Source organism: Streptomyces sp. NPDC107765, assembly GCF_055657085.1.
The window spans coordinates 33,951-58,736 of sequence record NZ_JBVKBL010000020.1 but is presented as its reverse complement, the minus strand read 5'-3'; the positions used below and the strand labels follow the sequence as shown (position 1 = coordinate 58,736).

General features: G+C 71.7%; 3 protein-coding genes. All 3 read right to left on the bottom strand.

Annotated elements, in window-relative coordinates; translation table 11 throughout:
- Window positions 1-135: 135 nt before the first annotated feature.
- The 3 genes from ACZ7MX_RS34665 to ACZ7MX_RS34655 are packed head-to-tail and all read right to left on the bottom strand — an operon-like array spanning window position 136 to window position 24,525.
- Window positions 136-1,014, bottom strand: coding sequence for a proline iminopeptidase-family hydrolase (locus ACZ7MX_RS34665; RefSeq protein ID WP_472138042.1), 879 nt, complete (start codon window positions 1,012-1,014; stop codon window positions 136-138).
- Window positions 1,007-17,191, bottom strand: a complete 16,185-nt coding sequence (locus tag ACZ7MX_RS34660; protein WP_472138040.1) for an amino acid adenylation domain-containing protein — start codon at window positions 17,189-17,191, stop codon at window positions 1,007-1,009. Before ACZ7MX_RS34660 ends, ACZ7MX_RS34665 begins: the two co-directional genes overlap by 8 nt.
- Complete coding sequence (locus tag ACZ7MX_RS34655) at window positions 17,188-24,525, bottom strand: amino acid adenylation domain-containing protein (protein WP_472138038.1); 7,338 nt, start codon at window positions 24,523-24,525, stop codon at window positions 17,188-17,190. Before ACZ7MX_RS34655 ends, ACZ7MX_RS34660 begins: the two co-directional genes overlap by 4 nt.
- Window positions 24,526-24,786 lie beyond the last annotated feature (261 nt).

Sequence of the window (24,786 nt, the reverse complement as noted above, 5' to 3'; positions counted from 1 at the left end):
AGGTGGCGTGGGCGTTGAGAGGCCGTCGGCTCGCCCGTTCACCACCTGCGGCACGTAATGCCGGCTGCAACGTGTCCCCTTCTGCGTCAAGGCTGTCGTCACGCCCATCGTATGGGCGTGGTCGGAGGGTGCAACTCATTTATGACCTGCGTCGATGCGGGCCAGCAGTTCCTTGGCGAACAGCTCGGGGGCCTCCAGATGGGGCATGTGCGAAGCGCCCGCGATGACCGCGGTGTCCGCGCCCGGTATCGCCCGGGCGTACGCCTGGCCGGCCCGCGGCGGTACGAAGTCGTGCTCGCCGCAGATGATGAGCGTGTCGGCCGACAGGCCGCCCAGCCGGTCGGTGCAGCTGTAGGACCGCAGATTGCCGGTGATCTGGAACTCGGTCCGGCCCCACATGGTGTCGCGTACCGCCGCGGCGGTGTCCATGGTGGCGTCCAGCAGGGTGTCCGGCCATTCGGTGCGGCACATGTGCCGCTCGGCGAAGACCATCGCGGCATCGACGTATTCCGGTGTGTCGTACCGGCCCGTGCGCAGGGCGTCGGTGAGTGCCTGGGCGGTGTCCGGCGGCAGCCGGAAAAGCAGCTGCCGCATGTCGTCCTCGTACTTGCGGACGCTGAGCACCGGGGAGACCAGCACGAGCCACTCGGGGCGGTGCGGACCGCCCCGCAGGGCGTACTCCCCGGCGATCATCGTGCCGAAGGAGTGGCCGAGAAGATGGAACCGCGGCAGGTCCAACTCCGCCAGGAGGGCGGCCAGTTCGTCGACGAAGCGGTCCAGCCGCCACAGCGACGGGTCGGCCGGCCGCTCGGAGCGGCCGCAGCCCAGCTGGTCGTAGACGACCACGGGGTGGCCCGGCAGCAGGTCGGCCAGCGGGCGCAGGTAGTCGTGCGGGGTGCCGGGGCCGCCGTGGACGGTCACGACCGGCGTGCCGGGTGCGTCGGGGTTGAGGATCTCGTAGCGGATCCGGCCGCCGGGGACGGCGCACAGTGCCCCGTTCGTCTGCTCACTCACCGTCTTCTCCCTGGGTCGTTGCGAGGTGGGCGCCGACCGTCGCGATGTGCGGCAGCCCGTTCATGCTGAGGTGGTTTCCGGGCACCGGGACCTCGGTCCAGCCGCCGGCGGCCAGCCGCCGCCAGTGCCGCGCCTGGCCCTCGGGGAACTCCGGGATCTCCTCCTGGTGCGCGAAGTACACGAGGTCGCCGGCGTAGGGGCGCGGGACGTAGGCGTGCATGGCCCGGCCGTGCCGCTGCCAGGTGCGCAGGTAGCGGGGCAGGAACTCGGCCGAGAGCATGTCCTCGAATTCGGTGCCGCGGGCTCTGTCGGCGACGTAGGCGATCTTCTCGTCGAGGGTGGGCAGCGCTTCGAGCTCGGCCATCGGGAAGTCCAGTCGCGCCAGGCCGTAGCGGAACAGGTAGGCGAGGATGTCCTCGCCGGACATCTCGGCGGGCAGGTTGCCCTGGGCGGGGCTGTCGATCAGCACCACCTCGGGCCGGTACCCGTCGCGCGCGTCGAGCAGCTGGGCCATTTCGTACGCGACGATGCCGCCGAACGAGGAGCCGCCGAGCCGGAACGGGGCCGTGAGCCCGAACTCCCTGAGCTGCTCCAGATAGTGCTCGGCCATCTCCTCGATGGTGGTGAGCTCCGCGGTGCCGTCCAGCATGGGCGAGCGGAGTGCGTACACCGGCTGGTCGTCCGGCAGGCAGCCGGCCAGCTCCCGGTAGAAGTACACGTCGCCGCCGATCGGGTGGACCAGCACCAGAGGCGGCCGGGACTGCGGCTCGCCCTTCTTGACGACGACGACCGACGGGGCGGCCGCGGGGGCGTACCGGTTCGCCAGGTGTGCCGCCAGGTGCTCCGCGACGGCCTCGGGGGTGTGCCGTTCGAGGGCCATGAACTCCAGGCGGATGCCGGTGCGTTGGCGGATACGGGCGACGAGCTGCACGGCGGCCAGCGAGTCCCCGCCGCGGGCGAAGAAGTCGTCGTCGGGCCGGACGTCCCGGACGCCCAGGACGGCGCGCCAGGCCTCCGCGACGACGGTGCTCACCTCGTCCTCCGCGACCACGACGGACGGTTCTTCCGCCGCCGGCGGCGCCTCGGCCGGGGTGGCCCGCGTCGGGGTGACAGCGGCCCTGCCGGTGCGGTCGATCCAGTGCTCGTGCCGCTGGAAGGCGTAGCCCGGCAGCCGCACCCGGTCGCGGTCGGTCAGGCCATGGAACGCTGCCGCGTCGATGTCGACGCCCGCGGCCCAGGCCGTGCCCAGGGCCGTCAGCGCGGTGGCCGGTTCCTCGGCGGCCCGGGCGGCCCGTGGCATGGCCGGGACCACCAGGTGGTCGGTGCGCGCCTCGTGGCCGCGCGCCGACCGGGTCAGGATCCCGCCGGGGCCCAGCTCCAGCAGGACGGCGCCCCGGGTACGCGCGTCCCCGTACAGGGTGGTGAGCCCGCGGTGGAACTCCACCGTGCCGCGCAGCTGCGCCGTCCAGTACTCGGGGCGGGTCACCCGGTCGGGGTCGGCCCAGTCACCGGTCAGGTTGGACAGGAACGGGACGGTGGGCGTGCGGAGTTCGGTGCGTGCCAGCACGGCGGCGAACTCGTCCAGTACGGGGTCGAGCAGCCGGGAGTGGAAGGCGTGCGACACCGCGACCCGGCGGCCGGTGACCCCGTCGGCGGCCAGCTCGGCGGTCAGCGCCTCGATGCCCTCGGGCGGGCCGGAGACCACACAGCTCATGGCGTCGTTGACCGTGGCGAGGTCAAGGCCGTGCCGGTGCGCCACGGGCCGGATCCGCTCGGCGGGCAACGGGACCGCGAGCATCGCCCCGGGCCCGGTGCCGGCGAGCAGGCGGCCGCGCTCCAGGATCAGGGTCAGCGCGTCCTCCAGCGAGAACACCCCGGCCAGGCAGGCCGCGACGTACTCGCCCAGGCTGTGCCCGATCATCGCGGCCGGCCGGACGCCGAGGCCGGTGAACCAGCGGGCCAGCGCGTATTCCACGATGAACAGCGCGGGATGGGTGTAGCGGGTGTCCCCCACGCGCGCGGTGCGGCCCAGCAGATCGGCCTCGTCGACGCCTTCGGGGAGGCGCGGCCGGAGGATCTCCAGGCAGCGGTCCACCTCGGCCCGGAAGCCCGGTTCGCTGTCGTAGAGCGCCCGTCCCATCTCCTGGTACTGGGACCCCTGGCCGGGGAAGAGGAACACCGCCGGGCGCCCCTCCTGCCAGGTGATCGGCTCGCGCTCCTCCGTGGCGAGCTTGCCGGCCAGGTCGGTCCGGCTGTCGCCGACGACGACCCGGTGGTGCCGGAAGCGGTGCCGGGCGGTGTGCAGGGTGTACGCGAGCCGGTCGAGCGGGACGTCGGGGTGGGCGGTCAGGTGGTCCGCCAGGTCCCGGGACCGCTGCGCCAGTGCGTCCGGGGAGTGCGCCGACAGCATCAGCAGCTGCTGCGAGCGGGCGGGCGGCTCGGTGGCCGCCGCGGCAGCCGGTGCCTCTTCCAGGACCACATGGGCGTTGGTGCCGCCGATCCCGAAGGAGCTGACGCCGGCCCGCAGCACGGGGTGCTCGCTGGTCCACGGCGTACAGGCGGTGTGGACGTAGAAGGGGCCCTTCTCCAGCTCCAGGCGGGGGTTGGGGGTGGTGTGGTGCAGCGTGGGGACCAGGGTGCGGTGTTCCAGGCACAGCACGGCCTTGATCAGCCCGGCGATGCCGGAGGCGACGTCGAGGTGGCCGATGTTGGTCTTCACCGAACCCAGCGCGATCCGCTGCGCGGGCACGTCGGCCTCGGCGAACGCCTCGTGCAGCGCGGCGACCTCGATGGGGTCGCCGAGGGCGGTGCCGGTGCCGTGGGCCTCGAGGTAGCCGATGGTCGACGGATCGATGCCGGCCTTCCGGTGGGCAGTGCGGATCACCGCGGCCTGCCGCTGCCGGCTGGGCGCGGTGTAGCCGATCTTCTGCCGGCCGTCGTTGTTGATGGCCGTGGCCTTGATGACGGCGCGGATCGGGTCGTTGTCGGCGATCGCCCGGTCGAGGCGCTTCAGGACGACGATGCCGACGCCCTGCCCCTCGACGGTGCCCTGTGCGGCCTCGTCGAAGGCGCGGCAGGAACCGTCCGGGGAGAACACCATGCCGTCCTGGTGGACGTAGCCCTCGGTGCCCAGTTTGCCGATCGAGACGCCGCCGGCCATGGCGATGTCGCAGTCCCCGGCCAGCAGCGCGGTGCACGCCTGGTGGACGGCGACCAGCGAGGTCGAGCAGGCGGTCTGCACGGTCACCGCGGGCCCGGTCAGGTTGAGCTTGTAGGCGACCTTGGTGCACAGGAAGTTCGCCTGGTTGTTGATCATCGCCTGGTAGCGGGTGGCCAGGTCGGCGCCCTCCAGGCCCGGCAGGACGTGGTCAAGGGCGTAGTCGTTCTGGCCCGCGCCCGCGTAGAGGCCGATGTCGCCCTCGTAGGTGTACGGGTCGCAGTGCGCGTCCTCCAGGGCGTGCCAGGCGCACTCCAGGAAGACCCGGTGCTGCGGGTCCATGGTCTCGGCCTCTCGGCGGGAGTAGCCGAAGAACTCCGCGTCGAAGGAGGCGATGTCCCGCAGCCGGCTCTGTGCCCGGACGTATCCGGGCTGGTCGAGCTCGGCCTCCGGTACGCCGGCGGCCAGCAGCTCTTCCCGGCTGTAGCGGACGACCGATTCATGACCGGCCGTCAGGTTGCGCCAGTACTCCTCCAGGGTGTCGGCGTCCGGGAACCGGCCGGCCATGCCGATGACGGCGATGTCCTGCCCGCCGGGCTCCGCGGTGCCGCGCGTGGCCGGTGCGCGGTCCGGCCGGGCCTCGCCGTCGCGCGGCCCGTCGAGGTGCGCGGCGAGCGCGGCGATGGTCGGGTACGCGAACATGTCGGTGAGGCTCAGCGTCCGCCGGATGTCCTCCGGCAGCCGGGCGTGCAGCTTGGTGAGCAGGATGGAGTTGCCGCCGGCCTCGAAGAACCGCTCGTGGACGCCGATCCCGTCCACGCCGAGCACCTCGCACCAGAGCCGGGCGAGCAGCCGCTCGGTCTCCCCCTTCGGGGCGACCGGCCGGCCGGCGTCGCGGCGGGCGGGCCGCGGCAGCGCCTTGACGTCCAGCTTGCCGCTGAAGGACAGCGGCAGGGCGGTCAGGTGCACCAGCGCGGCGGGCCGCATGTGCTCCGGGAGCAGCCCGGCCAGGTGGGCCCGGAGCGCCGGTTCGTCGAGGGCGGTGTCCGCGACGTAGTAGCCGATCAGGCTCCGGTCGCCGGCCGAGGTGTCCGGGCCGCCGTCCAGGGTCCCGACGATCGCCGCGCTCTGCCGCACTCCGGGGAAGGCTGCGAGCGCGCTCTCCACCTCTCCCAGCTCGATGCGGTGGCCGCGCAGTTTGACCTGGGTGTCGATGCGGCCGACGAACTCCAGCTCGCCGTCGTCCAGCCAGCGGGCCAGGTCACCGGTGCGGTACAGCCGGCCGTGCAGCGGGCTCTCGACGAAGCGCGCCGCGGTCAGTTCGGGGTCGCGGAAGTAGCCGCGGGCGAGCCCGTCGCCGCTCAGGTACAGCTCACCCGTCGCGCCCACCGGCAGCGGCCGCAGCCGGGTGTCCAGGACGTGTGCCCGCTCGTTCGGCAGGGCGCGGCCGATGGTCACCTCCGGGCGGTCCTCGGCCTCGGCGAGGTACTCGCGGGAGGTGGACCAGATGGTGGTCTCGGTCGGGCCGTAGACGTTCACCACCCGGGGGCAGCGCGCCAACGCGGCGTGCAGCAGGTGCCGTTCGAGCTTCTCGCCGCCGACGAGCAGCCGGGTCCGGTCGAGGCCGCGCAGCGCGTCCAGCTTCATCTCCAGCAGGCTGGGCGTCAGCTGCACGAAGTCGTACGCCGAGCAGTCCAGTTCCGCGAAGAGATGGTCACCGACCGCCATGCTGCCGCCGCCGAGCAGCGTCAGCCCGTATTCGAGGCCGAAGATGTCGAAGACGTAGTTGGTCATGCTGAAGGTGTGCAGCGGGCCGGCGCCGGGGAAGTGCCGGTCCCGCATGGCCGCCATCGTCGCGGTGTACGCGTGGTGTTCGACCATCACGCCCTTGGGCTGCCCGGTGGTGCCGGAGGTGAAGAGCACATACGCCAGGGCGTCCGCGGCGACCGGCAGGTCCAGGTTGCCGGCGCCTTCCGCGGCGCGGTCGGCGAGGGTCTGCGGGTCGTCCAGGGCGAGCACGGTCAGGTGGGGCCAGCGCGCCCGGACCCGTTCCCGGTGCCGGGAGTGGGTGAGCAGCAGCCTGGCGCCGCAGCTCTCGACGATGCGGGTGGTGCGCTCGTCCGGGTAGCCGGGGTCCAGCGGTACGTAGGCCGCGCCCATCTTCAGCGTCGCGAGCAGGCCGACGACGGTGTCGGCGCCGCGGTCGAGCAGGAGCAGCACGGGCTCCTCCGGTGCGGTCGCCACCTGTCGGCGGGCCACCCTGGCCAGCCGGTTGGCGGCCGCGTTGAGCTGCGCGTAGCTGAGCGTGCGGCCGTCGTGGTGGAGGGCCGGGGCGTCGGGCGTACGGGCGGCCTGGGCCTCGAAGGCGCGGTGGATGACGGGCTCGGCGGGCTCCGCCGTGCCGGTGTCGTTCCACTGCCGCTGGCGTTCCAGGTCGGCGTCGCCGGCCGGTGCGAGGTCCGCCGGGGAGCTGTCCGGGGCGTCCGTGAAGCGCTTGAGCACCGACTCGACGCCGGCCAGCAGCCGTTCGGCGGTTCCGGGCGCGAAGAGTTCACCGGCGTGGTCGAGGGTGAGCACGACCTCGTCGTCCTGTTCGGTCACGGAGACGACCAGCGGGTAGTCGCGCTTCTGGTGCCGGGAGACGAACCGGGGGCGCAGCAGCCGCTCGTGCTCGGTCTCGCTGACCGCCGGGTAGTTCTCGTAGATGAAGAGGCTGTCGAAGAGCCGGCGGCCGCCCGACTGGAGGGCCGCGAGGTCCACGACGGGCCGCCGGCCGATCTCGTGGATGTCCTCCTGCAGCCGCTGGACCTCCTCGATCAGGCTGTCGGCGCCGGTGTCGTGGCGGGCGATCAGCGGCACGGTGGAGAGGTAGAGGCCGACCGAGGTGTCGATGCCCTCGACCGGGAGGTCGCGGCCGGCGAGGACGGTGCCCACGACGGTGGTGTCGCAGTGGCCGTAGACGCTCAGCACCTTGTGCCAGGCGTACTGCAGCACGGCATTGGTGGTGACCCCGTGCTGCTGGGCCACGGACCGCAGTGCCGAGAGCAGTTCCGGGCGCAGCGGCAGGGTCCGCTGCTCCTGGCGGAGCAGGTGTTTGTACGTGCCGAGGTCGACGTGGCGGGAGCCGGTGTTCAGCAGTCCGCCGAGGTCGCAGCCGTTCTCCAGGCCGGCCACATAGTGCCGCCAGAACGCCTGGTGGTCGGCGGCGTGCCGGTGCAGATGGCGCTGGATCTCGGCGTAGTTCTCCGCCGGGAGGACGGCCGGCTCACCGGCGCGCAGCGCGAGGTAGCAGGTGTGCAGCGCCTGCAGCAGCAGGGGGCTGCTCCAGCCGTCGAGGATGGCGTGGTGGGTGTTGAGGACGCAGGTGAAGTGCTCGGCGGCCCGCTTGACGAGGTGGACCCGGAAGAGTCCGCTGACGCCCAGGTCGTAGGGGGTGCCGCGGTCGCGCGCGAGCAGTGCGGCGAACGCCGCGTCGGGGTCCTCGTGGTCGCTGAGGTCGACGTACTCCCAGGTCAGCCGGGATTCCCGGTCGACGACCTGGACCATGTCGTGGCGCCAGTCGAAGCGCAGCCGCAGCGCGCTGAACGCCTGCTGCGTGCGGGTCCAGGCCGCGCGGTAGAGGGCGGGGTCGATCTCCGCCGCGTAGTCCCAGACCGCCTGGACGCGGTAGGCGTCGTCGACGTCGCCCTGGGTGAGGGCGTGGTGGATGAAGCCCTGCTGGAGGCCGGTGGCGGCGAAGACGCCGTCGATCTCGCCGTGTTCCTGCAGCCGGTCCAGGTGCTCCTGCGGCAGCAGCCCGTCGATGTCACTGGGCGTCAGGTAGCTGCGCGGGCTGTGCGCCGTCGCCTCGACCAGGTCGTCCAGTCGCTGGGCGAACGCCCGGGCCAGCCGCTGGGCGTCCTCGTGCGGCAGCCGGGAGTGGAGGGTGAACCGCAGCCGTCCGTCGCTGACCATGCCGACGGCACTGATCGTGTACGGCAGCAGGTTGTCCGGGTGCGACCAGGCACCGGCCGGTTCGCCGTTGGGCTCCCAGAGGCTGTCGCCGGCGGTGTCGAGCCGGCCGAGGTAGTTGAAGCAGGCGCGGGGCAGTGCCCGGTGGTAGCCGAGCAGCGGACCGTAGCCGAGGCCCTTCCCGGGTACCGCCCGGAGGCTCTCCTTGACCGAGGTCAGGGCGGCGGCCGGTTCGTCGGTCGTGGTCAGCCGCACCGGGTAGAGGGTGGTGAACCAGCCGAGCGTGCGGCTGATGTCCATCGCCTCGTCCAGTTCCTCGCGGCCGTGCCCCTCGACCATCAGGTGGCTGACGGTCCGGCCGGTCAGGTCGGACAGCGCCTGGGCGAAGGCGGCGAGCAGGAACTCGTCCACGCGGGTGCGGTACGTGCGCTGACAGTCGTCGAGCAGCTGTGCGGTGCGCTCCTCGTCGAGCGTGAGCCCGGTTTCGACCGGGACGCCGGTGTCCTGGAGGACGGGCTGGTCGCCGAGATCGGCGAGCACCTCCTCCCAGTGGGTCCGCTCGTCGGTGTTCCGCTCGGCGTGTGCGGTCACGGCCTCGGCCCACTGGCGGTAGCTGGTGCCCTTGGGGCCGAGTTCTCCGCCCTCGTACAGGGTGCGGAGGTCCTCGGCGAGGACCCGCCAGCTGACGGTGTCGACGAGCAGGTGGTGCAGGGCGAGGAAGACCCGGCTGCTGCCGTCGGCGTAGCCGTGCAGGTAGCCGAAGCCGTACGCCGGTCCGGCCGCCGGGTCGAAGCCGGCCTGCCAGTCGGTCAGCGTGCGGTGCAGCGCCTCGTCGAATTCCGGTGTGCCCTCGCCGCCCGGCAGTTCGCGCACGTCGAGCACGTGCACGGCCGGGAACGGGGCGATGGGGTCGTAGTGCTGCCGCGGTCCGTCGGTGCCGGTCGTGTCGTGGCGCAGCCGGAAGGCGTCGTGGTGGTCGACCAGGGACCGCAGGCAGGCCTCCAGACGCGGCAGGTCCAGTTCCGGGGTGCGGATCAGGAAGGACTGGTTCCAGTGCCCCGGCCGGGCCAGGTCCTGGGCGAAGAACCACGACTGGACGGGCAGCAGCGGTACCTCCCCGTCGAGCACGCCCTGTTCGGCCCGTACGGCCGGTCCGGCGGGCGCGCCGGCGGTGGCCACGACCCGGTCGTGGAACCGTTCCACGGTGCGGTGGGTGAACAGGTCGCGCACCTGGGCCTGGATGCCGAACTGCTTGCGCAGGCGGCTGACCAGGCGGATGGCGATGATGCTGTCCATGCCGAGCCGCATCAGGTCGTCGGTGATGCCGAGCCGCTCGGCCGGGATGCCCAGCACCTCGGCCCAGGCGTCCCGCAGCTCCCGTTCGCGGTCGGTGCGCGGTGGTACGTGGTCGGCTGCGGCCGCTGCCTCGGGTGCGGGCAGCGCGCCGCGGTCCAGCTTGCCGTTGGGGCTCAGCGGCAGCTCGGACAGGTGCAGCAGCACGTCCGGGACCATGTACTCCGGCAGGCTCGCGGAGAGCCGTTCGCGCAGTCGGGCGGGGTCGAGGGCGGTCTCGGCGACGTAGTAGCCGACGAGGGTCTGGCGCGGGCGGCCGGCGCCGGTGTCGTCCTCCTTGACCAGGACGACGCTCTGCGAGATCCGCGGGTCCTGGGTGAGGACGCTCTCGATCTCGCCGAGTTCCACCCGGTAGCCGTTGAGCTTGACCTGGAAGTCGTTGCGGCCGATGAATTCCATGTGGCCCGCGCGGGACCAGCGTCCGAGGTCGCCGGTGCGGTAGAGCCGGCCCAGGGTGGGGTGTTCGACGTACCGCTGGGCGGTGAGTTCCTCGTCCCGCCAGTATCCGAGGGCGACGCCCGCGCCGCCGATGTGGATCTCGCCGATGACGCCGACCGGGCAGTGTTCGCCCTGGTCGTTGAGGACGTACATGCGCTGGTTGGGCATGGCCACGCCGTAGGGGATGCTGCTCCAGGACGGGTCGACCTCGTCGATGCCGTACCAGATGGACCAGATGCTGCCCTCGGTGGCGCCGCCCAGGCTCATCACGACCGCCTCGGGGGCCAGCGCGCGGATGCGGTCCGGCAGGCCGGTGGGGATCCAGTCGCCGCTGAGCAGGAAGGCGCGCAGGGTGTCCAGTCGGCCGCCTTCGTCGACGAGGAGTCCGGCGAGCTGCGGCACGCTGTTCCACACCGAGACCCGGTGCCGGGCCACCAACTCGGCCCAGTGCGCGGGGTTCTTGGTCTCCTCCTGGGCGGGGAAGACGATGGTGCCGCCGGCCGCGAGGGTGCCGAAGAGGTCCCAGACCGACAGGTCGAAGCTCAGCTCGGACAGTGCCAGGACGCGGTCCTCGGCGGTGATGCCGAAGCGGTCGTTGACGGCCAGGACGGTGTTGACGGCTCCGCGGTGGCTGATCGTCACGCCCTTGGGGCGGCCGGTGGATCCGGAGGTGAAGATGACGTAGGCGACGTCGTCGGGGTGCACCTCCGGCAGGGTGGCCGCCGGGTCCGGTCCCTGGTCGAGCAGGTCCTCGATGACCAGCAAGCGGGCGTCCAGGGCGCGTACGTCGGCCCGTTCGTGCTGCGCGCGGGAGACCAGCAGCGTGCGCACCGCGGCTTGGTCGAGGATCTCCGTGATCCGGCCGGCCGGCCAGTCGACGTGCAGCGGCAGGTAGCCGAGCCCGGCCTTCATCACCGCTGTGGTGGCCAGCACCTGGCCGTAGCCCTTCTCCGCGAGCACGCCGACCAGTCGCTCGCCGGAGGTCCGGCCGAGTTCGGCGAGGAGCCGCGCGGCGAGGGTGTGGGTGTGCTCGGTCAGCTCGCCGTAGGTGTGGGTGAGGCCGGTGCCGGTGTCGATGACGGCGGGCGCCTCGGGCCGGCCCGCGGTGCGGTACCGGTCCTCGTACAGGCCGAAGAGGGTGCGCTCGTCCGGTGCGGCGCCGGCTGCGTTGGCGGCCTCGATGAGGGCCCGGTCGGCGTCCGGAAGATAGGCGTCGCGGGGCAGGCCGGCCGCCCAGTCACCGTCCGCCAGACGCTCGATGAGCAGGCAGTACAGGGCGTTGAGGTGGTCGATGGTGGCCTCGTCGAAGAGCTGCTCGACGTAGAGCCATTTGCTCATGAAGCCGCCCGCGACCTCGATGGCCTGGAGGTCGATCCAGGCCTGGGAGGTCTGTGCGCTCCAGTGACGGCCCTCGACCAGCTCGCTGTCGTCCAGGTACGCGCCGCGTTCGAAGTCCCGGGTCTCGTTGCCGACGACGCCGGTGAAGACGATCGGGGAGACGGCCTTGGTGGTGTCCAGGCCGTGCAGCTTGCTCAGGTCGCGCTGGACCTCCACGCCGGAGTAGAGCGCGTGGCTGATGTCCTCCCACAGCACGTCGTGGGTGCGCCGGGTGAGTTCCTCGATGTCGGCGCCCCGGTCCGCGAAGTGGAAGAGCACGGTGGAGGTGAAGTTGCCGAGCAGGGACTCGGTGCCGTCCAGGACGGGGTAGCGGTTGAACAGGGTGAGGGTGAGCGGGAATTCCGCGGCACCGGAGAAGTACGAGATCACGCTGCCGAAGAGGCTCAGCAGGGCCGAGGACGTGGACACCCCGTGCCGGCGCGCCTGCTCCTTGAACCGCTCCCACACCTCGGGCGCGACATGGCGGGTGTGCTCGCCGAAGCGCGGGTGGTCGACGGTGTCGGGCGACTGGCGGAACGGCAGGGTGCAGCGCAGCGGGAGGCCGGGCAGCTTGCGTTGCCAGTAGGCGCGGTCCGCCTCGTACCAGGCGGAGTTCTTCAGCAGGCCGGTGTAGTCCTGGTAGTCCTTGAAACTCGCCCGGGGCAGTTCCGGCCGCCGGTCGGTGCCGCGGTAGATGTCGTCGAGGCGGCGCAGGACGGCGAGCCTGCTCTGCACGTCGAGGATGATCAGGTCCCAGCTGATGTGCAGCACGCTGCGGTCGCGGAAGCGGCTCACCTCGAAGCTGAACAGCGGGCAGCGCTCCGGGTCGTACAGCTGGTGGGAGAGCCGTTCCCGGACCTCGCTGAGCAGCGCCGGGTCGTAGTCGTGTGCGGTGAGGTCGTGGACCGGGACGCGGAAGCGCGGGACCTCGGCGGCGTCGAGGACGCGCTGCTGGAGCCGTTCGTAGCTGAAGACGGTGCGCAGCACGTCGCATTCGGCGATGAGCCGGTTCACCGACTCCTCGAGGCGGGCGGGGTCCAGCTCGCGGTAGAGGTGCTCGGTGTAGACGTGGTTGGCGACGTTGCCGATCTCGTAGTTGCCGAGCCGGCCGACGAGGTACGCCTTCTGGATCTCGGTCATGTCGAACCAGCCGGCCGGGTCCGCGCCCACGCCCGGCGGCAGCGCGGTCAGGTCGGCCTCGCCGGTGACCTCGCGGAAGTCGCTGGGGGTGTAGCGCACCGCGGGCCGGGCGGTGCAGTGGCCGATGATCTCGACGAGGGCCGCTTCGAGGGAGCGGGCCAGCGTCCGTGTGGTGTCGGCGTCCCGCCGGCTGTCGACGCGGAGGTGCAGCCGGCCCTCGGTGACGTACGCGAAGACCGAGACGAGGGCGCCGGAGGCGTTGTCCGCCGGCACGGTCTCGCCGGCGTCCTCCATGACCAGCCGCCAGTCGTCGTCACCGGACCGCTCGCCGTCCAGCTGGCCGAGGTAGTTGAACCAGATGCGGGGCAGCGGACGGTCCTGGTAGCCGACCAGCGGGCCGAAGCCGAGGCCCCGGTCGGGCACGGCGCGCAGGCTCTCCTTGACGGCGCACAGACTCGCGCCGAGGTCGTCCGCCAGGGGCAGCCGGACCGGGTAGAGGGTGGTGAACCAGCCCATGGTGCCGCTGACGTCGAGCGCGGCGCCGATGTCCTCCCGGCCGTGGCCTTCGAGCAGGACGTGGTGGGTGCGGCCGCCGTCGACGGTTTCGAGGGCCCGGCCGAGCGCGGTCAGCAAGAGATCGTCGATGCGGGTGTGGTACGCGTGGTGCGCGGCGCCGAGCAGGTCGCGGGTGTGCTGCTCGTCGAGGGTGAATTCTTCGGCGCGGGCGGGGCCGTCGGGCACCCGGTCCGTTTCCTCGGGCCGGAAGTCGGCCAGCAACTCGTCCCAGTACGCCCGCTGTTCCGGCCGCGCCTCGGCGTACTCGGCGACGGCCCGGCTCCACTGCCGGAAGCTGGTGCCCTTGGCGCCGGGCTCGTGGCCCTCGTAGAGCGTGCGCAGGTCGTCGGCGAGGATCCGCCAGCTGACGGTGTCCGTGATCAGGTGGTGCAGGGCGAAGAAGACCCGGCTGCTGCCGTCGGCGTAGCCGTGCAGATGGCCCAAGGCGCAGACCGGCCCGTGCGTCAGGTCGAAACCGCGCTGCCAGTCGGTGAGCGTGCGGTGCAGCGCCGCGGTGAACTCGGGGCTGCCCTCGGCGCCCGGCAGGGCGCGGACGTCGAGCGCGTGGACGCCGGGGAAGGGTGCCGCCGGGTCGTAGTGCTGGACCGGGGCGGTGCCGGTGGTGTCGCGGTAGCGCAGCCGGAAGGCGTCGTGCCGTGCGACGAGGGCGCGCAGTGCAGCGGTCAGCCGGTCGTGGTCCAGGGCGGGCGTACGGAGGAGGAAGGACTGGTTCCAGTGCTCGGGGCGGGCGAAGTCCTGCGCGAAGAACCACGACTGGACGGGCAGCAGTTCCAGCTCACCGTCGAGCGTGCCCTGCTCGGTCCGGACCTCGGTGTGCGGGCCTGCCGCGGCCTGTTGCTGCTGCGCCACGAAGTCCGCGAACGCCTCGACCGTGGGCAGCGAGAACAGGTCCCGGACGCCGATCGCGACCCCGAGCCGCTGGCGCATCCGGCTGGCGAGCCGGATGGCGACGATGCTGTCCATGCCGAGCCGGGTCACATCGTCGCGGATGCCCAGTTCGCCGTCGTCGAGGCCGAGGCACTCCGCCCACAGCGCGCACAGCTGCGCCTGCAGCTCGGTGGCCGGGGCGACGCGCTCGGCGGCGCCGTCGTCGGACACCCCGGGGTCGGGGAGCGCCTTGCGGTCGAGCTTGCCGTTGACGGTGACCGGTACGGCGGTCAGGTGCACCAGCGCGCCGGGGACCATGTAGGACGGCAGGGTGGCGTGCAGCGACCGGAGCAGCGCGGCCTCGTCGAGCGGCTGGTCGGCGAGGTAGTAGCCGACCAGCTGCTTGTGTTCGGGGCGCTGCGGGTCGGGCTGGCGCACCAGGGCGATGCCCTGCCGGACGCCGGGGCAGCGGGCCAAGGCGGCCTCGATCTCGCCGAGTTCGATGCGGTAGCCGCGGATCTTGACCTGGAAGTCGTTGCGGCCGAGGAATTCGACGGTGCCGTCGGGCAGCCGTCGTACGAGGTCGCCGGTGCGGTAGAGCCGGCCGGTGCCGAAGGGGTTGTCGACGAAGCGCTCGGCGGTCAGCTCGGGGCGGTTGAGATAGCCGCGGGCGAGGCCGGCGCCGCCGAGGTACAGCTCGCCGATCGCCTGCGCGGGCAGCGGCCGGCGGGCCGGGTTCAGCACGTACACCTGGGTGTTGTCGATGGGCGTGCCGATCGGCACGTTGTCGCCCGCCGGGCCGGTGCAGGGGTGATGGAGGACGTCGATGGACGCCTCGGTCGGGCCGTAGAGGTTGTGCAGGGCGGCTGCGGGCAGCAGCCGGTGTGCGGCGCGTACCTGCTCGGGCTTGAGCTCCTCGCCGCTGCAGAAGACGTAGCGCAGGCTTGCGAGCCCGTCCGGCGCGGGTCCTGCGGAGGTCTCCAGGGCCTCCAGGAAGACGCCGAACATGGACGGCACGAAGTGCACCACGCTGATCCGCTCGCGCTCGACGAGACTCATCAGGGCGTAGGGGTCCTTGTGGTCGCCGGGGTCGGCGAAGACCACGGCCGCGCCGAACCAGTTGGCCCACAGCAGTTCCCACACCGATACGTCGAAGACGTACGGCGTCTTCTGGAGCACCCGGTCGTCGGGGCCGAGCGGGAAGGCCCGGTTCATCCACTGGATGCGGTTGACCAGCCCGCCGTGCTCGCACAGCACGCCCTTGGGCCGGCCGGTGGTGCCGGAGGTGTAGATGACGTAGGCGAGGTCCGCGCCGGTGAGCGGCAGTCCGAGGTCGTCGGCGGCCTGCCGGGCCAGCTCGGCCGCGGTGGCGGTGCCGTCGACGGACACCACGGGTACCGGCAGCCCGGCGTCGGTGCACCGGGAAAGGTGCCGTTCGTCGGTGAGCAGCAGCGGGCTGCCGGTGTCGGAGAGCAGGAAACGGAGCCGCTCGTCGGGTGCGTCGGGGTCGACGGGCACATAGGCGCAGCCGGCCTTCATGACGGCCAGGACCGAGATCAGCATGTGCTCGCTGCGGTCCAGGAGCAGACACACCAGGGTGCCGGGCGAGACCTGGTGTTCGGCGCGGAGCCGGCGGGCCAGGCGGTTGGCCCGCTCGTTCAGCTCGCGGTAGCTCAGCCGCCGGTCGCGGTGGATGACGGCGGTGGCGTCGGGCGTGCGCCGCACCTGCCGCTCGAACATCTCGACCGCGGTCCGTACTGGCCCGTGGTCCCGCTCGGTGGCGTTCCACTCGGCGAGCTGCCGCAAGCCCTCGGGGCCGACCAGGTCCAGCGCGTCGGTCGGGGCGTCGGCGCCCGCTTCGGCGACCGCCCGCAGCACCCTGAGGTAGGTGGCGAACAGGCCCTCCACATAGGCGCGTTCGTAGCGCGCCTCGGCGTAGGTGACGGTGAAGGTCACCCGGTCGCCGTCCTCCTTGGCGATGACCGAGATGCCGAACTTCTCCGCGAGGTCGCGGTAGGGCAGCACGCGGTGGCCGGGGGCGGCGCCGGACCGGGTGGGCTGCGTGAAGTTGTGCATGGTGAAGAGGACCTGCAGCGCATCGGCCAGGTCGGCGGCACCGCCCGGCAGCGCGTCGGTCAGCATGTCCAGGTTGAGCTGGTGGTGCTGGTTGAGCTCGATGACGTCGTCGTTGACCCGGCGGGCGTTGTCCAGGAAGCGGTCCTCGCCACGGAACTCCGGGATCAGCGGGAGGGTGTTGATGAACGGGCCGATCGCCGACTGGAAGGCGGGCGGCCGGTTGGCGACGGTGATGCCGACGGCGAAGTCCCGCTGCCCGCCGGCGAAGCTGCCCAGGGTGTGGTAGAGGCCGGTGAACAGCAGGGCGTACAGGCTCAGCCGGTGTGCTCCGGCGAGCTCCTTCAGGGCCCGGCAGGTCTCCGGCGCCAGCTCGTGGACGAGGATCCCGGCCCGGTTGTCGGCTCCGCGGGCGGGGCGCCGCTTGAGCCGCAGCTTCTCGGCGGCGGCCAGCCGGCCGGCCAGCCGCTCGCGCAGTGCGGTGTAGGCGGGCCGGGCGATCTCGATCTGCTGCTGGGCCGCGAGGTCGAAGTAGTTCGGCTCGCGGGCGGCGTCGTCCGCGCCGTCCGCCGCCTCGTGCAGCGCCGCGAGCCGGTCGGCGAGCAGTTCCATCGAGTAGGCGTCGGACAGCATGTGATGGTGCGTCAGTCCGACGACGACGGCCGGGCGGTCGGTGAGCTCGATGACCTCGGGCCGGATCAGCCGCCCGTCGGCCAGCGGTAAGGCCGTACGGGCCCGCTCCTCCCGCAGCGCGTCCAGCTCCTCCGCGGCGAGCCAGCTGCGGGCGATGTCGTACGAGTCCGCCGGCAGCAGCTCGTACGAGAGGTCCTCGTGGACGCGCATCCGCAGCACGGGCTCCGTGGCGAGCAGCGCACGCACCGCGCGTTCGGCCGCGTCCGCGTCGATGCCGGTCAGCTCGACGAAGAGCGGAATGGTGTAGGTGTACCCGAGCTCGTCGATGCGGCTCTGCAGGTACATGCCCTTCTGGATGGAGTGCAGCGACCTGTCGTGGGCGTCGTCCGGCAGCTTGTAGTGCGTGGCCTGCCGGGCCTGCTCCTCGGAGTCGATGCCGTTCAGCGCGAGCAGCGGCAGCAGCCGCTGCTTGCCCTCCTTGACCCGGTCCTTGAGCTCCTGCGGGAAGCCGGTGTCCTGCGGGAAGGAGAAGCCGAGCCGGTCCTCGCCCTTGTTCCAGACGAGAACGCGAGCGGCCCGGAGGTCGTTCAGCAGTTCCAGCTCGGGGTTCACAGCTCTCCTTCTTCGCGGTCGGCGACCACCTCGGCGGCGCCGATGTGCTCCGCAAGCTTGATGATCGTGTCGTTCTGGTAGAGGTCCCGCAGTTTCAGCTCGATCCCCAGGTCCCGCTGGAGCAGGCGCACCAGCTTCATGGCGGCGAGGGAGTTGCCCCCGACGGAGAAGAAGCTGTCGTTGGCGCTGAGCGCGGTGGCGGGGCGGCCGAGGATCTCCGCCCAGGCCGCGGCGAGGGCGCGTTCCCGGTCGGTCGACGGCTCGACGTGGACCCCGGTGAACTCGACGGGCGGGAGCCGGTCGGCGGCCAGCTTTCCGTTGGCGCTGAGCGGCAGGGCGTCCAGTACGGCGTAGCCGCTGGGCAGCATGTAGTCCGGGAGGGCGCGGGCCAGTTCCTCGGTGACCGCCGCGGTCAGCGTCAGCGGTTCGGCGGGGCTGTCCGGCGCGGTGCGCGCCGCCTCGTCCACCGCGCCCACGGCCATGGTGTAGACACCGCCGTCGGTGATCCGCAGGCCCAGCGGACAGGTTCCCAGTCCGTCGGCCCGCAGCCGTTCGCTCAGCCGCTGGAAGAGGAACCCGGCCGACAGATCGGCGGCGGTGCCACTGTCCGCGGGATTGCCCTCCAGGGTGAGCAGGCACCGGGCGCGGCGCAGGATGGCGTAGACGTCGCTGGTCCGGTCGAAGACGGGCAGCTGGTCCGGGTCGTAGCGCCGCTCACCCCTCGCTTCGGCGTATCCGGTGCCGCCCATCTCCCTGACGAAACAGGCGAGTTGGAGCGGGATGGGCCGGAAACCGGCGCCGGTCCCGATGCCGTCGCCGTCGCTGCCCACGCCGTCGCCGCCGAGCACGATGCGGCAGAGCAGGCTGTGCTCGTCGTCCAGCCGGCGCTCCTCCGGCACCACCCGGTACGGGACGCCGCGCGTGTCCAGGGCCTCGGTGAGCAGGGCGAGCATGTGCCCGGCCTCCAGCCGCGCCAGCCGGCCCGCCCGGTCGCCGTACAGCGGGGTGATGGCCGGCCGGTGGACGACCAGCTGGAGCTCGTCCGTCACCCCGTCACCCGCACCGTCCCCGGGCTGCCCCTTGAGGCCGTCGAGGCGGTGGGCGCACAGCTCGCCGGTCAGGGGGTGGTGGTAGAGGTGCTCGCCCTCGCCCGCCCAGTGCAGGAAGGTACGCACCGCGTAGCTGCTGCCCGCGGACGGGTAGCGGTACTTCGGCAGCGCCCGGTCCGGCAGCTCCACCGCGGTCAGCACGCTGAGCAGCTGCGCCCAGTCGCCGGGGGCGAGACGGACCGGGCCGTCCGGACCGTCCGCCGGGCGGGTCGTGGCGGAGGCCAGGACCTCGGCGTAACGGTTCTTCGGCAGCGCCGGGTCGACCGCCGCATCGAGGAAGTGCCGGTAGCTCTTCGCCCGGACGTACGCCGCCGGATCCGGCCGGCCGGCCGCGGGGACCCGGGGCTCGACGGACGCCAGCACCCCGGGCGCACCCAGCAGGAACGCCTCCTTGTCCAGGTCCGGGTCGCCGCCCCCGGTCAGCGGCCGGTGGTCACCGGCCGGGACGAGGTAGCCGACCAGCCGGTCGTGCTCCTCGCCGGGCTGGATGCGGGCGACCGCCCGGTCGACGCCCGGCAGCCGGGTCATCTTGGCGGCGATCTCCTCCAGTTCCACGCGGTAGCCGTTGAGCTTGACCTGGAAGTCGTTGCGGCCGATGAACTCGATGTGGCCGGCGCCCGACCAGCGTCCGAGGTCACCGGTCCGGTAGAGGCGGCCCAGCCGGGGGTGCTCGACATAGCGCTCGGCGGTCCGCTCCTCGTCGCGCCAGTAGCCCAGCGCCACGCCGGCACCACCGATGTGGATCTCGCCGATCACGCCGACCGGGCAGTGCTCGCCCTCGGCGTCCAGCACGTACATCCGCTGGTTCGGCATCGCCACGCCGTACGGGATGCTGCTCCAGCCCGGATCGACCTGTCCGATCTCGTACCAGATCGACCAGATGCTGCCCTCGGTCGCGCCGCCGAGGCTCATCACCACCGCGTCCGGCGCCACGGCCCGGATGCGGTCGGGCAGACCGGTGGGGATCCAGTCGCCACTGAGCAGGAAGGCCCGCAGGGAGTCGAGGCGTCCGCCCTGGTCGACGAGGAGTCCGGCGAGCTGCGGCACGCTGTTCCAGACCGAGATCCCGTGCCGCTCGACGAGGTCGACCCAGTGCGCCGGGTTCTTCGTTTCGGCCTGTGCCGGGAAGACGACGGTCCCGCCGGCGGCCAGGGTCCCGAACAGGTCCCACACCGACAGGTCGAAGCTGAGCTCCGACAGGGCCAGCACCCGGTCCGACGCCGAGACGCCGAACCGCTCGTTCACCGCGAGCAGGGTGTTCACGGCGCCGCGGTGGCTGATCGTCACGCCCTTGGGGCGTCCGGTCGACCCCGAGGTGAAGATCACGTACGCCACGTCGTCCGCGGCCACCGCGGGCAGTGCCGGCCCGGCGACCGGCTCCCGCTCCAGCAGGTCTTCGATCACCAGCAGACGGCACACCGATTCCAGGGCGCGTACGTCCGCGCGCTCCCATTGCCCGCGCGAGACCAGCAGCGTCCGGGTACCGGCCGATTCGAGGACCTCGCCGATCCGGGCGCCGGGCCACTCCACGTTCATCGGCACGTACGCCGAGCCCGCCTTCATCACCGCGAGCGTGGTGACCACCTGGAGGTAGCCCTTCTCGGCGAGGACGCCGAGGGTGTCGGGCCGGCCGGGCAGGGTGCCGGAATCCAGCAGCGACCCGGCGAGCCGTACGGAGTCGCCGTGCAGCCGGTCGTAGCTGTACGTCCGGCCGGTGGCCGCATCGACGACGGCGGTGCTCTGCCGCCGCCCGGCCTCGTCCAGCCGGCTTTCGTAGAGGCTGAAGAGGGTGTGCTCGCTGGCCGGCCGGTGCGCGGCGTTGGCCGCTTCGATCAGCGCCAGGTCCTCGGCCGGCACCGGCAGCGACGGGAAGCGGCCGGTCTCCCAGTCCAGTGCGGCGAGTTGCTCGATGAGCCGGCAGTAGCCGTCGTGCATGGCGTCGATGACCGCGGGGTCGAAGAGCTGCTCGACGTAGTCCCACTCGGCGACGAAGCCCTCGTCGGTCTCGTACGCCTTGTTGTCCAGCCACACCTGCGGGGTCTGCGAGATCGCGTGGTCGATGCCCAGATAGCCGTCGTCCAGGGGCAGCTCGAACATGCTCGCATTGCCCTTGGCGCCCAGGGTGCTGGTCAGGACGACCGGCGCGACGATCTTGCTGACGGGTATGGAGTGGTGGGTCTTCAGCAGCCGCTGGAAGTCGACGCCGTCGAAGAGGTTGTGGTCGACGTCCTGGAGCAGTTCGCCATGCGTCCGGCGGAGCTTGTCGGCGATGCCCAGTTCGCGGTCGATCCGGTAGTCGAAGAGTTCGAGGACGGTGAAGTCGCCGATGACCCCGTTGATGTCGGGGTGCAGCGGCAGCCGGTTGAAGAGCGTGAGGTTCATGCACAGCCGGTCCTGGCCGCTCCACTGCCCGAGGACCCGGCTGAAGAGTTCCACCACGAGGGCGGTCGGGCTGATGCCGTAATGCACGCACTTGGCCGACAGCGCGTCCCACACCGCGGCCGGGATCACCTTGCTCTTGCGCCGGAAGACTGGGCTGCCGATGTCCGAGGGGCGGGCCCGCAGCGGCAGCCTGAGGTCGAGGTGGTAGTCCTCCGCCTTGGCCTCCCAGTACTCCTGGGCCTCGCGCATCAGCGCACTGTCGCGGACCCGCTCGTACTGCAGCACGTAGTCCCGGTAGCTGATGCCGAGGTCGGGCAGGCAGCGTTGCGGGTCGGCGTAGAGCTGGGCCCACTCGTCGAAGAGGATGTCGAAGCTGCCCATGTCGATGATGAGCGCGTCGAAGCTGATGTGCAGGCGGTAGATGCCGTCGAGGCGGCTGAGGACGACGTCGAAGAGCGGGTACTCCTCGGGGTCGTAGAGCTTGTGCGAGTAGGTTCCGCGCAGCCGCTCCAGGGCCTGCTGGTCCGGGAGTTCGTGGAAGGCGATCCGGTAGCGGGGGACCTCGTCCTCGGCGAGGAAGCGCTGCTGGCCGTCGGTGATCACCGTGCGCAGGGCGTGGTGGCGCCGGATGAGGCGGTTGTACGCCTCCTCCAGCCGCGCGTGGTCGACGTGCCGGTACTGGAACTCGCTGTAGACGTGCGTCGAGACGCTGCTCAGCTCGAAGCTGTTGAACCGGCCCAGGTAGTAGGTCTGCTGGACGTTGGTGAGCGGGAACGGTTCGTGGAGCGCCGCGGTGTCGGTGCCGTCGAGCACGAAGTCGCGGTAGGCGAAGTCCCCGAGGCTGCCGGCGACCAGCGGCGCCAGGCTGCGGATCGTCTTCTCGCGGAACAGGTCCCGGATGCGGATGTCGCAGCCCAGCACGCTGTTGATCTTGTTGACGAGCTTGATGCCGAGGATGCTGTTGCCGCCGAAGCCGAAGAAGTCATCGGTGACCCCGACCGCCCGGCCGCCCTTGGCCGTGACGCCGAGCACCTCGTCCCAGATCTCGCAGAGCCGGGTCTCCAGTTCACCGGAGGGTGCCAGGTAGCCGCCGGTGAGGTACGCGGACGGGTCCGGAAGCCGGCTGCGGTCGATCTTGCCGTTGACGTTCAGCGGCATGCTCTCCAGGTGGATGAGCACGGCGGGAACCATGTAGTCGGGCACGCGGTCCGCCAGATGCTGCTGGAGCTCCTCCTGCGCCACCGGTTCCGCGGCCACGTAGTGACCGACCAGGAAGCGCGCCTCGTCGCCCTGGGCCGCGGCCGGCTCGTGGACGGTGACCAGGCTCTGCTCGACCGCGGGGTGGGCCTGGAGCGCGCTCTCGATCTCACCGAGTTCGATCCGGTGGCCGCGCAGCTTGATCTGGAAGTCGTTGCGGCCGATGAACTGGAGCTCGCCGCCCGGCAGCGCGCGGACCAGGTCTCCCGTGCGGTAGATGCGCTCTTCGGGTACGGACGGGCCGTCGCCGGCCGTTGCCTGCGGCGGGGTGAGGAACCTGCTCGCGGTCAGCTCCGGCGCGCCCAGGTAGCCGCGCGCGAGGCCACTGCCGCCGATGTACAACTCACCGGCCACGCCCGGCGGAAGCGGCTGCAGTTCCTCGTCGAGGACGTAGACGCGGGTGTTGGCGACCGGCCGGCCGATCAGCGGCTCGGGCGCTTCGGGCGTCAGGAGGTGGCGGGTGGACCAGACAGTGGTCTCGGTGGGCCCGTAGACGTTCCAGCAGACGTCGACGGAGGCCGCCAGCACAGCGGCGAGCTGCGGTGACAGCGCCTCGCCGCCGCACAACGCACGCACCGGCAGCCGCTTGCCGTCGAGGCTCTGGGTGATCAGGTGCCACAGCGACGGGGTCGCCTGCACGATCGCCACGCCCTGTTCGATCAGGCCGATCAGCTTGCCGACGTCGAGCAGGTCGGCGCGGCCGGCCAGGACCACCGTGCCGCCGTGCAGCAGCGGCATGAAGATCTCCAGGGTGGAGATGTCGAAGGCGATGGTGGTCACCGCCAGCATCCGCTCCCCCGGCCGGAAGTCGATGCACCGGCCGATGTCCTCGGCGATGTTCACATAGCTCTTGTGCTCGACGGCGACGCCCTTGGGCCGGCCGGTCGTGCCCGAGGTGTAGATGACATAGGCGAGGTCGTCGGCCGAGACGGGGATGTCGAGATCGTCGGCGGAGACCGGGGTGTCGAGGTCCTCACCCGGGAGGGAGGCGTCCGCGTCCGCCGCCCATACGGCGAGGAGGTCGTCGGCGTCCATGGCGACCACGGAGGCGCCCGCACTGCTCCCCGCCAGCCGCTCGGCATGCGCCCGGTCGCTCACGACCAGCACGGGCGAGCTGTCGGCCAGAATGCCCGCCGTGCGTCGCAGCGGGGAATTCAGGTCCAACGGCACATACGCACAGCCCAGTTTGAGCGCCGCGACGGCCGCGATCAGCAGGTTCTCGGTGCGGTCCAGGTACAGCGCGATCAGATCGCCGGGCGCCACCCGGTACCGGGCGTGCAGCAGCCGGGCGAACCGGTTGGCCGCCGCGTTGAACTCCCGGTAGGTGAGGGTGGTCTCGCCGCAGACGACCGCGGCCGCGTCCGGGTGGCGGGCGGCCTGCTCCTCGATCAGCCGGTGGATGGGCCGGTCGTCACGGTAGGGGGCGTCGGTGCGCACCCGTTCCTCGTCGAGCCGCGCGCGCAGCTCGGCCGGCAGCGCCAGCAACGCCCCGAAGGGGAGGGCTCCCTCGGCGAACCGGTCCACCGCGCCGAAGAAGCCGTCCAGGTGCTCCGGCAGCACGGCGAGGAACGGCAGCTCCGCCGGAGCCACGACCTCCAGCACCCCGCCGCTGGGGTCGGCGCGCAGGCTGAGCAGCGCGCCCGCACGCCCACCGTCCACTTCGACGCCTCGCGGGACGTCCCAGCACACCTCGACCCGCGGATTCCAGCTGTCACCGAAAACCGCGTCGAAATCGTAGAAGGGATTGGCGCAGACGGCCGGGCGGGCCGCGGAGATACGCTCATCGAGAGCGCCGGCCCGCAGCGCGCGTTCCGCCTCCAGATAGCGGCGTATGCGCCCCTGCGGGGTATGCAGCTCGTATCCGTAGAGCCCGGCCCTACGGGAATTCAGCACCATCTGCAGAGCGAGGCCGAGCCATTCCAGACGGGTCGCGTCAAAGGCCGCGCGATGGTGCTCCGGAATCTCGTACCGCAGGGTCGCCATCGGCGGGAGACCCTCGCCCGCTTCGCCGCCCATGAGCTCCGCGAGGTCGCAGCGCTCCGGGTGTCGTTCCGCCGCCCGCGCCGCGGCGGCGAGATCCTCCGCCGCGGCCGCCATCTCCAGGTAGGCGGCCAGGTCATGAGGGCGTTCCTCGTCCCGCGGAACGAACTCCAGCTGCTCAGCGCCCTCCCGGGAGAGGTGGATCAGGGCGTCGATGCAGACGTCCAGCAGCGCGCCGCGCAGCGCGTTGACCGAGGGGGCGCCCACGACGGCGGCGCTTTGCACCAGCGCCTCCTGCCGCGGAGTCCGCAGATAGCAGTCGACGGCCGGCGCCTTTCCGAAGGCCCGGATTTCCGGCGCCAGAACCGGCGCATCGATTCCTCGCAAAGCACCGGAGAAACCCACCACACAGTCGATCCGCCGACCCGCCAAGCCGTCTTCGTCGACGACGCTCGCATTGTGCGTGAAGTGCTGCCGCCACTCGTCCGACCCGACCGGGTCGCCCGCCAGGAGATGGACGTAGTGCCCGGCATCCGCCAAGTACTCGGCGATTTCCGGACCGAGCGCACCTAACTCCGACCCGACCAGCACATGGAGAATCTTCATTCGCGGAACTCCCCCGCTCCCATGACAAAAGCAGCGCACAGGAAGGGTCCCCGAAGAGCCCCCCGTACACTTCTATCCGTACCAAGAAAGGAAACGCAGAATAGTTACATGCTCAATCGGCCCAGATGAGCTCGCGCATGGCATTCGATACCACACGGAGCGGCCGACTCGACCTTCATCCCACCTGCTTCAAAGGTGCCAAGGCAGGCCCTCCCCCGCTTTCATGTCCGCATTTAGGCAATCACCAGCCGCTACGCGGTG

Excerpts from the sequence above, each read along its gene's own strand:
- ACZ7MX_RS34655 (WP_472138038.1), bottom strand. The coding sequence starts at position 24,525 with ATGAAGATTCTCCATGTGCTGGTCGGGTCGGAGTTAGGTGCGCTCGGT.